At 40.5% G+C, this 12,743-nt stretch carries 7 protein-coding genes; 4 read left to right on the plus strand and 3 right to left on the minus strand.

Features of this window, described 5'->3' with window-relative positions; translation table 11 throughout:
• Positions 1 to 418: 418 nt before the first annotated feature.
• Positions 419 to 1,264, minus strand: a complete 846-nt coding sequence (locus AC5JL8_RS13155; protein WP_495880217.1) for a cell division protein FtsQ/DivIB — start codon at positions 1,262 to 1,264, stop codon at positions 419 to 421.
• Between the two features lie 861 nt (positions 1,265 to 2,125).
• Here AC5JL8_RS13155 and AC5JL8_RS13160 point away from each other — a divergent pair.
• Both AC5JL8_RS13160 and AC5JL8_RS13165 read left to right on the plus strand, forming a co-directional pair.
• Positions 2,126 to 3,457, plus strand: a complete 1,332-nt coding sequence (locus tag AC5JL8_RS13160) for a P-loop NTPase fold protein (RefSeq protein WP_495880218.1) — start codon at positions 2,126 to 2,128, stop codon at positions 3,455 to 3,457.
• A 302-nt stretch (positions 3,458 to 3,759) separates the two neighbouring features.
• Positions 3,760 to 8,787 (plus strand): WD40 domain-containing protein, encoded by a 5,028-nt coding sequence (locus AC5JL8_RS13165; protein ID WP_495880219.1) that lies wholly within the window; start codon positions 3,760 to 3,762, stop codon positions 8,785 to 8,787.
• A 65-nt stretch (positions 8,788 to 8,852) separates the two neighbouring features.
• Here the strand turns inward: AC5JL8_RS13165 and AC5JL8_RS13170 are convergent, their stop codons facing one another.
• Together AC5JL8_RS13170 and AC5JL8_RS13175 are read right to left on the minus strand one after the other, a co-directional pair.
• Positions 8,853 to 9,203 carry a hypothetical protein gene (locus tag AC5JL8_RS13170; RefSeq protein WP_495880220.1) on the minus strand — a complete coding sequence of 117 codons (351 nt, stop codon included), beginning with the start codon at positions 9,201 to 9,203 and terminating at the stop codon, positions 8,853 to 8,855.
• A 202-nt stretch (positions 9,204 to 9,405) separates the two neighbouring features.
• Positions 9,406 to 9,735, minus strand: a complete 330-nt coding sequence (locus AC5JL8_RS13175; RefSeq protein ID WP_495880221.1) for a hypothetical protein — start codon at positions 9,733 to 9,735, stop codon at positions 9,406 to 9,408.
• Between the two features lie 236 nt (positions 9,736 to 9,971).
• On the opposite strand from AC5JL8_RS13175, the gene AC5JL8_RS13180 reads away from it, so the two are divergent.
• Entirely contained in the window at positions 9,972 to 10,805 is an 834-nt protein-coding gene (locus AC5JL8_RS13180) for a photosystem II manganese-stabilizing polypeptide (RefSeq protein WP_495880222.1), read from the plus strand.
• Positions 10,806 to 11,807: 1,002 nt separating this feature from the next.
• Entirely contained in the window at positions 11,808 to 12,584 is a 777-nt protein-coding gene (locus AC5JL8_RS13185) for an RNA polymerase sigma factor SigF (RefSeq protein WP_495880223.1), read from the plus strand.
• Positions 12,585 to 12,743 lie beyond the last annotated feature (159 nt).

Below are 12,743 nucleotides of genomic sequence, written 5' to 3' on the forward strand. Positions count from 1 at the left end.
AACTCTTAAGAGTTGAGACCAGCCCCTGTGTTGGCGGTCTCCGTCAGAATGCGGGATTGGCATAAAGCCCTGCGGGCTTAGGAGATACCTGAAGGGAGACAGGAAAGAAAGTAGGTAGAAGTGTACCTAGCTTCGCAAAAATCAAATAGGAGTCCTATATAAAGCGTTTTCTATTACAGATGCCGCCATCATATTGTCTAATATGTCGCAGCCTATCAATAACTGCTAGGGCTACAATAGAAATTTTTTCTCCTCAATGAATGAGGTTATGTCATTGCCCCTCTCATTTTAATTAGAACCTAACACTGATTTTGCTATAGAGTAATCGAAAACTAAAAAAAATAATAGATATATTTATCCACATAAAGCTTCTTAAATTTACTAGGAGCATCGTATATATTGAATATTTCAGATGTTTTTAGGGAGCTTGGAAATTAACCTTCTGCTTTTTTTGGTTCAATTGTACTAATGGAATTTCGGGATTTTGTAGATCAATGTATTCTATTTGGCTCGAACTCAGCTTGGTTGGTAAATCGCGCATTTGGGCAAGTACCTGAATTTGTTCTGATAGATAAATGCTTGGAGGGCCAAGATGTACATTGCCTAGTTCTGTTTTCAAGATTAAATTCGTTGGATCTTGGCAATTAATTTCCATTACCTTTACAGAACTTTGGCTTACAGATAGATAAAGTTGAGTCCAGTAGGGGCGGTACTGTTCTGGCAACCCAATAACTTGAAGACTGGGCAATTTCACAGTGGGATTAAGCGACGTGTATTTTTCTAGGGGAATCCAAACCCCGCTTGCATCTAGTAAGCCTACGTTTACTTGTTTTTTGCTAGTATCGGTATTGCCTTCCTTACGCATTTGAGCGATCGCTACAGGTACTCTTTCCTTAATTTCGATGCTTAGTCCAGGAGGAAAGAGCCGACGGCTGACAATCGCTTGTGCAATAGTCGGCTGTTGCTTCAAAGAGTCGGCGATCGCAGACGGTTGAATCCGCCATAATGACTGGGGATAAGATAGCACCAACAATGACTTAATCGCCTCGTCCGAAAGGAATTTATTGCCTGATTTGATCACAATTTGTTTAGGAGCATTTAGTACCCACATTGGTTGGATTGCCACCCACAGCAAACTGCCTGCCAAACCGCTAATGGCAACGGTTCGCCAAATAGCCTGAATAAATTTCATTTGCTTTTGCCGTCTTAATTTCTTCCGCCGTTGGGTTAAACTTGTGCGGGAAACCGATACTATGCCAGCCATTCAAACCCCTTTGTGGTTTCAATTTAATTTGTTGGTAGGCTCAGCTCATCAATATAATTTCAGTAAACTCTGTCGGCATCTAATAATCGCTGTTCTCAATACTTTTTTCACTTTTTAGTAACACCTTACAGCAACCACACCTAGATTGTGGAGTGAATAACTCTTTATTAAAACTTTGCGTTGTCTATTCTAAACTGAATGTAGCCTTTTTCCTGTATGGTGGCAGCCATTATCCGCGAATAACGCTACATTATAAAAACTATACGTAAAAATTAGAGTATATATATTTTGCATATATTCAGCATTTATACGAGGCAGCTTTAAAATTTAGACATTTGCGAAATTTACTATAGCAAAGTTTGGTTGCCTAACAAAGATTAGACGGATTAGACGCCAAAATGTAGGCAGTTGTATAACACTAGTGCCATTTATAACGTATTGGCATTTGAGATTTTTTTGCATAAGATTACGAATAATTAAGCTAATTCAAAAAGCCTACCATATGATTGTTGACAAATACTAATTAAAATGCTAGTAAGAATTTTAAATTCTCAAGACATGAATAATAGTAACTTTTTTTTACATCGGACATAAGCCATAAGGTTTTTAGCTATATCAGGTAAATTCTATAGATTGTCAAAACCTGAACAACAGCAGTAAAAAGGACAAATACGTTTAACGTATAACGAACAACTACATCTCTATCATGTACTGACAGTTGCTTACAGCGATCCCGTGTCTACTGCTGCTCCCTGCATGGCACAAATTGTGAGTGAATTCTGCGCCTGTATATTTGGATAGAGATTTTATATATCAAAAGATACAAATACAACCGCATCTAAATCTACATCTGCCTCTACCATGAAAACAACACTGAATTTGTCACGTTTTTATAAAGCGTGTAACCCTAGCTACGCACTAAACATGAGTGAGGTACTAGATAGGCAGTACTACATAGATTTCGCTGATGTGCGTGGTTGCAAGATTGTTGAAGAATTGCAACGTACTATTAGCCGTATTTCTCCAGATGAGCCGACCTGCCAGTTATTTACGGGGCATATAGGTTGTGGTAAGTCTACAGAGTTGCAGCGTCTTAAGGCAGAACTGGAAGTGGCAGGATTTCATGTAGTTTACTTTGAATCCAGCCAAGATTTAGATATGGCGGATATCGACGTCAGCGATATTTTGCTAAGTGTTGCCCGTCAAGTCAGTGTAAGTTTGGAAGGGATAGGCATCAAACTGAAACCGGGTTACTTTATCAATCTGTTTAAAGAAATAGGGGATTTTTTGCAGACCCCTATAGAGATGTCAGGACAGGCGGAGTTATCTTTGGGCATTGCCAAAATTACCGCCAAAACAAAAGATAGTGCTCAGATGCGTAATCAATTGAGACAATATCTGGAGCCACGTACTAATAGTATTTTGCAAGCAATTAACGAGGAGATACTAGAAAAGGCTGTTCAACAACTAAAGCAGCGTGGTCAAAAAGGATTAGTAGTAATTGTAGATAACTTAGATCGGGTGGATATGAGACCCGTAGCATCTGGGCGCACGCAACCAGAGTATCTGTTTATTGACCGAGGCGAACAGTTACGTCGCCTAAAATGTCATTTAGTCTACACAATTCCTCTAGCTTTAATATTTTCCAATGAGTACGAGACACTTAAAAATCGCTTGGGGGGAGGAATTGCGCCCAAAGTATTGCCAATGGTATTAGTGCGGCAAAGAGATGGTAACGACTATGAGCCTGGGATGGCGCTATTACGCCAGTTAGTGCTAGCAAGAGCCTTTCCAGAAGTGCCCTGGAATGATAGACCGCTATTAATTGCAGAGTTATTTGATAATTCCGAAACTCTGGATCGTATATGTCGTGTCAGTGGAGGTCACATCCGTAATTTATTAGGTTTGCTTTATAGCTGCCTACAACGCCAAGATCCACCTTTTTCTAGGGATTGTTTAGAAGCCGTGATTAAGGATTATCGGGATGACTTGCTATTAGCGATTGATGAATTCCAATGGAAATTACTATTTGAAGTAGTGCAGCAACAAAGCGTTAAAGGCGAGTCTGACTACCAGAGTTTACTGCGAAGTATGTATCTTTTTGAGTACCGCGATCCTCAGGGGCGCTGGTTTGGCATTAGTCCGGCGTTGGCAGAAACAGAAAAAGTCATTATTTGGCAGCAAAATAAATAAGCTTGCTTGTATTGGCAAGTATCATAATCTGCTGACTGTAGGCAAATTAAATGTAGTACAGCCCGAATAAAGTAAAAAGCTAGAAATTCAAAATTGTAATTTAAAAATTAGTTTCTTGTAATTGCAATTTATGGAATATCAATTTTAGCTGTAACTTTGGAAATCAATAGTTAAGTTTTCTGTTTTATTCATAATATCTACGTTTTCGTAACGATGGAAATTTAATATTCAACAGGCTTACAGCACATTTTTCATTTTTGAAGTGTAAGTTTTTATTTTTTCCTAGCCCGGTTTTTTTATTTATGACAAAGTGGCAATTCACAGCAGCTATCGTCAATGACAATCAGCATGCTTTGCAAAGAATGATTCGCGCGATAAATGTCTCTAAAGGACAATTTGCTCTCATCTTAGTCCGGTGCAATTATGCGCAATTACGCGAGCAAATGTTGAATCATCTTCGCTTGCTTACCAAAGACATAAATATACGAGAAATATTTCTTCATCCATCAACTAATGCTTTACACACTCAAATAATCACAGAACTATTTTTAGATCATCCTGTAGTTGCTAAAGATACTTTACCATCAGCTGTAATGGTTTTCGGTCTAGAATCAGTTATTGCTCTTGACAATTTTCTTGCTGGTGTGAATCAGGCAAGAGATATATACGCAGCTACTTTTCCCTTTCCGCTGATATTTTGGCTACAAGATGAAGTAGCCTCAATGCTTTCCAGATTAGCCCCAGATTTTAAAAGTTGGGCTGCAACCACAATCAAATTTGAACTCGCAAAAGAATACTTAATTGCTTTAATACGGCAAGAAACAGACTCTCTATTTGCGAAAGTTTTAGAGGCGGGTGCTGACAGATTTTTATCTAATGATGCTCTTGATTTAGCTCCCAAGTCACAAAATCGTCGTGAAATTGAGTCAGCTCGTAATGACTTGCTACGGTTGTACGGTATCAAATTAGACCCAGAGTTAGAAGCAAGTTTAGAATTTGTATTGGGGCGTGATGAATACGCCAACGATCAAATTAACGATGCTTTAGCTCATTATCAGAGGAGCTTAACACTTTGGCAGCAGGTGGGATCAGCAGAGAGTGGATTTAGAGATTTAGGAGAAAATCTAGAAGTATATTCTCCCCATCCTCCGATGCTTCCATCCCCACCACTTCTTCGACAGGCAGTAGTGATATTTCACTTGGGGCTGTGTTATCGCCGGATGGCAGACTTATACCAAGGCTCTGACAGCAAGTACTGGCAAGATGCTCTTGTATGGTTTAAAAAATGCCTTGAGGTATTGGAGGACGCGCAAAGACAAGACTTAGTTGCCAAATTCATTTTACCTGTTTGTGAAATGCTGCAACGCTTAAAAGCTTGGGAAGAGTTAGAACAAGTAGCCAACAAGTCACTGCGGTTACATGAAACTTATGGTGTTCCAGCACAAGTTGCCCAAGATTATGGTTTTCTTGCAGATGTGGCCGCTTCTGAGTCGAATTGGTTACTAGCTCATGAATTAGTGAATAAGGCACTTTCGATTGCAGAACTAGCAACAGAAGTTACACGGCGGCAGGAAGCTTGGTATCTTTTATTGTTAGCGCGTACACAGCGGCATCTTAGTGAGTGGGAAGAAGCTATCAATAACTTAGAGTGGGCAAGGGTAGTTTGTGAGTTACAGTATGAACCATCGCTGTATTTAGAGATTTTAGAAGAGTTGCGATCGCTCTATTTTGTTGAGCGTCATGATTACACAGAAGCCTTTACTCTTAAGCAAGAAAAAATTCAAATAGAACATCAGTACGGCTTTCGAGCCTTCATTGGGGCAAGTCAATTGCAGCCGCAACGTTACAGAATTAACCCTGTCTTGGAGCCGCAAAAAATACCTTTTATTCCTGAGGAAGTAGCACGAGAAATAGCTGCTGCTGGACGGCAACATGATGTAAATCGATTGATTGAACGGATCACTCGTGCTGATTACAAACTCACAGTAATTCATGGGCCATCAGGTGTTGGCAAAAGTTCAATTCTCAAAGCTGGTTTAGTACCAGCCTTGAAAGGAAAAGTAATTGGTGAACGCATCCCTTTGCCTATTGTTTTATCTGTTTACACTGATTGGGTTACAGCCTTGGGGCGCAGTGTCAATCAAGTACTGGCACAGACGGAAATATCACTTGCTGTAGAAATTAATCCAACTATACTGATTGAAAAACTGCGGTTAGCTACTGAACGAAATCACACAATCATTCTGATTTTTGACCAGTTTGAAGAATTTTTCTTTGTTAGCCATTCCCCTGCTAAAAAAATTCAATTTTATAAGTTTTTTAGTGAATGTTTAAATATTCCCTATATCAAAATAGTTCTTGCATTACGTGAAGATTATTTACATTATTTATTAGAGTTTGAACGGTTAAGTAAAGAAAATATTGATAATTTATATGATTTAGGCATAATTAACAGAAACATTCTTGATAAAGATATACGTTATTATTTAGGAAAATTCAACCGAGATGATGCAATAAGCATTATTAAAAGCTTAACTCAACGTTCATATTATGAAATAACTGATGAATTAATTAACCAACTAGTAAATGATTTAGCAGGAGAATTTAACGAAGTCCATCCAATTGAATTACAAATAGTCGGTGCTCAACTGCAATCAGAAAATATTACTACACTCGCCCAATACAAGCTTTGCGGTGGGTCGGCAAAACTAGTGAAACGCTGGCTTGAGGAAGTTATCAAAGATTGTGGTCAAGAAAACGAAGAGCGTAGTTGGAAATTATTATTTGAATTAACTGATGAAAAAGGGACAAGACCGCTAAAAACAAAAGCTGATTTGACGGTTGCACTAGGGAAAAATTTGGGTGGAAGCTCAGATTTTGACTCGGCTTGGGAATTTATTTTAGAAATTTTAGTAGGTTCAGGATTGGTATTACGAGAGCCGGAAGAGTTAGGCGATCGCTACCAACTAGTCCACGATTATTTAGTAGAACCAATTCGCCAAAAGAACAACTATGGCATGGTTGCCGAATTAGAAAAAGTAAGATTTGAAAAAAATAGAGCTGAAGAGCAACAAAAGCTCTCTCAAGAGCAACTGAATTTAGTTTTGCAACGCCGATTGCGAGAAGCACGTATAGCAGGCGTAGCGCTGGCAGTCATGGTAGGAACAATAGCTGTATTATGGTGGCAAGCTGACTTACAGAAAAGAGCCGCGATTCGTCAAACGCTACGAGCAGAACGTAGCGAAACCAACTTTAAAATTAGTGCCATTACTGCTGCCAGTGAAGCTCTATTTGCCTCTAATAAAGAGTTTGATGCCTTATTAGAAAGTTTGCGAGCTTGGAAAAGACTCAAACAAGCAGATGGAGTCCAACCAGATACTAAGATGCGGGTAGTGACAGCCCTCCAACAAGCTGTTTATGGGGTTACAGAGATCAATCGCTTAGAAGGGCATTCTGATATTGTCTGGGGTGTAACTTTCAGTCCTGATGGCCAGATGCTGGCATCTGGCAGTACTGATCAGACAGTAAAAATATGGCATGTTGACGGCAGCATACTCCAAACTCTCAAGGGACATAGCGATGCTATAACCAGTGTGAGTTTTAGCCCAGATGGTCAAACAATAGCCTCTGCTAGCCTTGATAAAACTGTGCAAATCTGGCGGAAAAACCCATTTACAGGCGTATTTGACGCGCGTCCATATAAAACCTTGAAAGGGCATGGAGATTGGCTTTACAGCGTCAGTTTCAGTCTTGATGGAGAATTATTAGCTACTGGCAGTAAAGATGCAACCATCAAACTCTGGCGTAAAGACGGTAGTTTAGCCAAAATACTCAAGGGACATCAGGGGTGGGTAAATTGGGTAACCTTCAGCCCAGATGGAAAATTTATTGCCTCAGCCAGTGAAGACAAGACAGTAAAAATTTGGCGACGAGATGGTAGCTTAGTAACCACTTTGCAGGGGCATCGGCAAGCGATAACCACTGTAGCTTTCAGTACGAATGGACAATTACTAGCATCTGGAAGCCGAGATAAAACAGTAAAACTTTGGCGACAAGAGCGTAATAGTAGTAAAGACGGTTTTGAATTTCGTCCCAGCAAAACCTTACAGCAGCATAGTGGTACAATTTGGAGCCTGAACTTCAGTTCTGACGGTAAAAAGTTAGCTTCTGGAAGTGATGACAATACTATTAACCTTTGGAGTGTTACTGGCGCTTTACTCAAAACTTTCAAAGGACACAGCGATGCTGTTGCCGGTGTAGCTTTCAGCCCAGATAACAAACTGCTGGCATCGGCAAGTTATGACAAAACTGTAAAATTGTGGCGTCTGGATGCCCCAACAATACCCATCCTCCGAGGGCATAAAGAGCGAGTTTTGAGCGTTGCCTGGAGTCCTGATGGTCAGATGTTAGCTTCTGGCAGCCGCGATCGCACCATAAAACTTTGGCAACGAGATGCTAGTGGCGGTAAACTCGAAACTCGACTCTATAAGACTTTACTAGGGCATACAGACAAAGTTCCCAGTGTTAGTTTTGACCCCAACGGCGAAATACTTGCCTCAGCAAGTTATGACAAAACTGTAAAACTTTGGCGACGTGACGGTACTTTACTTAAAACCTTAGAAGGCCATAGCGATAGTGTAAATGCTGTAAATTTCAGCCCTGATGGTCAGTTATTGGCCTCAAGTAGTAAGGATAAGACCATCAAACTTTGGAAGCGTGATGGTCGCTTAATAAGAACCTTGGTTGGTCATAGCGGTTGGGTAAATAGCGTTAATTTCAGTCCCGATGGTCAGATTTTCGCTTCTGCTAGTGATGACCAAACAGTCAAGCTGTGGCGAAGGGATGGTACTTTACTCAAGACTTTCTCGCCCCATGAAAGCTGGGTGTTAGGTGTCAGCTTTAGCCCCACTGACCAGTTGCTGGCTTCTGCCAGTTGGGATAACACTGTAAAGCTGTGGCGGCGGGATGGAACCTTGTTAAAAACCTTATTAAAGGGGTATAGCGATAGCGTCAACGCCGTAAGTTTTAGCCCCAATGGTGAATTGTTGGCTGCCGCCAGTTGGGACCGCACAGTCAAACTCTGGAGCCGTGAGGGTAAGTTGATTAAAAGCCTCACAGGTCATCATGGTGCGGTATTAGGTATCAGCTTTAGCCCGAATGGTCAGACACTTGCTTCAGCCAGCGATGACAAGACAATCATTCTGTGGAATTTGGATCTTGACGACCTACTCCTTCGTGGTTGCAACTGGGTGGATGATTACCTCAAGCACAACCGCAATGTTGACCAGCGCGATCGCTTTCTTTGTGATGCTATCACCCGCAGGCACTAGCATCAGCAGTTATAAGTGTAAGACCCAAAGAGTTATTAATTTCAAACTCAATACTTGTTTCGAGCTTACCAGCCAAGTGAGCGATCGCTCTTGACTACACCATCACTGTTTTCTTCAGTGGCATCTTTTAGCAATTTGGCTAAAAAAGCTTGTAGCCTCATGCGCTCAATATAAGGCCAGCCACCCTCAGACTCAATATCTTTCAGTAGCGAGTAGAGGTGCTGACGGTTATCAGGCAAACTATCTTGAAAAGACCCATCCCGAATCTCGCGGTGTAACTGCTCCAACTGCCGCAGTAAAGTCAAAAGAGCTATAGAATCCCCTTGACAGCTCTCCGCCGCTTCATAAACCGTGCTTACAATCATTTGTAATTGAGAAGAAAACTTTTCTGAGTCAAAGCTTGTGTTGTTGCTCATGCCACCTTTTCCTTATAAATAAGATCTACTCAAAGTTACTGAAGATTTTTGACTTTCCTTGGCTAACACAGATTTTAGAATGCATAAGGGAAGAGCAGTTTCAGGTTCTAGGTGGTTCTGGAGGCTTTTGTCCTCTGCTCTTGACTTAATTGCTTCTGTTGGTTCTGCGTCATTGACTGCCCTAAGTAGGGCAGAGTATAAACTAACTTGTATCTTGATCCAAAACAATTGCGATCGCTTCTAAAACATAGCAGTAACGTTTCGCACAGCCTAAACGCGAGCTAGATGAAATCAGAATATTCTTGGTGAATATTACAGTGCTTTGATTTTGAGTTTCAAAAAATCGTATGATCTGGCTGATTTCCCTATCAAAACAATAAGCTGTATGTAGTGGCGACACATACATAATACAGAACGACTTAAGCGACACCGTTTTTGTCAAAGGCAAAAGAAAAGGGCGAAGGGAATCCTGCTCTTCGTATCCTTTCAGGTAAGCGCTGATGCCGCTCTGTTTCAGGGCGCACTCATCCATGCACCCAAACTCTAACAATTGCCGACAATAGTAAAACTGCTGGATTTTTCCCTTGCGACCCACATCCAAAATCAATGCGGTGTCTGGCTAGCCTGGGGTTTCAATCCCAGACTCAAAAAGCGACACGTTTAAATACGTTTAGCAAAGATCAGTTTGAGCCGTGGCTTCTCATCAGAGATCAACACTTCGGTGCAGTTTTACAACTTAGATATTTATTTTTGAAATTGAGGTTGACCATGAGGTATCGCGCTTTAATTGTTGCATTCTTGGCTTTGTGCCTGGGGTTAATAACTGCTTGTAGTGAAGGTCCATCTTCTAGCGGTAAGGATATACTCACCTACGAACAAATTCGCGGCACTGGCTTGGCTAACAAGTGCCCCCAATTAGCAGAAACAAGCCGTGGTTCGATTCCGATCAATTCTAGCCAGTCCTACGCCATCAAAGAACTTTGCTTAGAACCAACCAATTTCTTTGTGAAAGAAGAACCCGCTAATAAACGGCAAGAAGCAGAATTTGTTGCTGGCAAATTGTTGACCAGGTATACCTCCACCATTGACCAAGTGCAGGGCGACCTGAAAATTAACTCAGATGGCAGCCTGACATTTGTGGAAGAAGATGGTCTTGACTTCCAAGCCATCACTGTGCAACTCCCTGGCGGTGAGCGAGTACCTTTCCTCTTCACCATCAAAAATTTAGTTGCTCAAACACAACCTGGTTTAACCAGCCTTAATACCTCCACAGACTTTGAAGGCACATTCAAAGTGCCTTCCTATCGTGGTGCTGCCTTCCTAGATCCCAAAGCTCGCGGTGTCGTTACCGGCTATGATAACGCCGTCGCGCTCCCTGCCCAAGCGGATGATGAAGAACTCACCCGCACTAACGTCAAGCGTGCTGAAAATCTCAGCGGCAAGATTTCACTGCAAGTAGCTAAAGTAGATAATGCTACTGGTGAAATTGCAGGCACTTTCGAGAGTGAACAGCCATCTGATACCGATTTAGGTGCTGGCGAACCCAAGGAAGTCAAGATTCGTGGGTTATTCTACGCTCGGGTTGAACCGACTCGTGGCTAACTTCTCTTGAGTACCGTAACTTACTGGCACTCAGATCAGCACTACAATTCTGTATGCATCAGGCTTGAATGCAAAAGTTAACCCACATACCCCCTTATCTTTAGGGGTGTATGTGTTTTTTTATTGAAAAATACAACAAAGGGTATCTGGCCCTTTTTTTATTAGGATGCATGAATATTCAAAACAATTTTATTTCGTATTAAGAGAATACTTTTAAATTACCAAATTGTATCTATATCCCTCCTAGACCTGCTAAAAAATCGGTGAATAAACTTCTAAAAGTCTTCCTTTTTAAGGGAAAATTAGGAGGATAAAAAAGTATTTGATACATCAATAACAAGTTTTAAAATATCCTCTGAGTAACACTGTATAAATCAAAAAAATTATAAAGCTAATAGCTGGGTACTTAAGAGTTTTCCTCACCTCTGCTTCCGGCTACTGATATGATTTCATTTTATTTTTGCTCCAAATATACAGCAAAGGGTTAGAAAAGTAGCGAATAATAATTTCTAGCCGTGAAATAAAAAATTGCTATAACGGATATCTACGTATATTTATGCCAGCATATTTGCTAATTTTCAATATCGCATAAACTTCTTTAATTAATGCCGTAATTTTACTGAAATCGGAAAATTTTTGTAATTTAATCAAATTCTGGCATATAAAATTTTAAACCTCTAATAAAGCCTAATAATTAATAAATAAAATTAAGTACAATCGCGGTTTGTGATTTAGTAAATAATTTTATATTTTGTTTATATATAGTTTTTTGGCTTCAGGTAATACCAAAGCTAAATAACAAACAAAATAACGATTTTGCTTATTTTGACCTTGCTCGATTGTCAACCTACCTATGGTTTTTTTCAAAACAAAGTTGTTATTTACCACAGGGGTTACGGGGTGATTTAGCGTGATATGCAATCTGCTGTATCACCCAATCGCAGCTTGGTTTAAAAGCGATTACTTAATGCTTTATTTGCTCTGCTCAATAAATGCGGTGCCATGCCTACTACAGTCACCAACGAACTGAAGCATGAAATTTGGCAGTTGTTGCGAGAATATCAGCAATCGCGCTCAGAAACTATTCGCAATCAACTTGTTAAACTCAATTTTGGACTTGTGAGAAGAGAAGCTCACTACTGGGTAAATCAATGCCATGAAAACTACGAAGACTTGCTCCAAGTAGGCTGTTTGGGTCTAATTAGAGCTATTGAAAAATTTGAAATTTCTAAGGGACATGCTTTTAGTTCTTTTGCTGTTCCCTACATTCGCGGTGAAATTCAGCACTACCTCCGAGATAAAGGTGTCACCGTCCGCATTCCTCGACGCTACTTAGCATTGCAACAGCAAGCTATAGGAGTTTCGCGTTCTTTGCGCGCACAATATAACCGCCAACCTACTGACTCTGAATTAGCAGCAGCACTCGAAATTTCGCCTAACGAATGGCAAGAAATTAAATTGGCATGGATCAATCGTGCACCCTTGAGTCTGGATGTGCCAGTGCAAGATGGAGAAGAAGGCTCTGCGAGTCTCGGAGAATTAGTTCCAGATCCCCATTACCGTAGTTTTCAACTAGCGCAAGAAGATCAAATTCGCTTACAACAGGCATTAGTTCAGTTAGAACAACGCACTCGTGACGTTTTAGAATGTGTATTTTTGCATGATTTGACACAAAAACAAGTAGCAGAACACTTAGGAATTAGTGTAGTCACGGTTTCCCGGAGAGTCAAGAAAGGTCTGGACTTGTTGAAACATCTCATGGGTGTGGCAGATGATTAGCTGCATAAAATTTAGCTCCGCAGTTATGCTGGGCTGGTAGTGTTAAAAATAACCTTTGCAATCTAGAAAATTAGGTTATAAAGGGAACAGACTTAGCCTTAAATACGAATTTCAGGCATGTTGATTTCGACAAACAAATTTTCCTATGGCTTTTGAGAG

The organism is Mojavia sp., assembly GCF_059505145.1.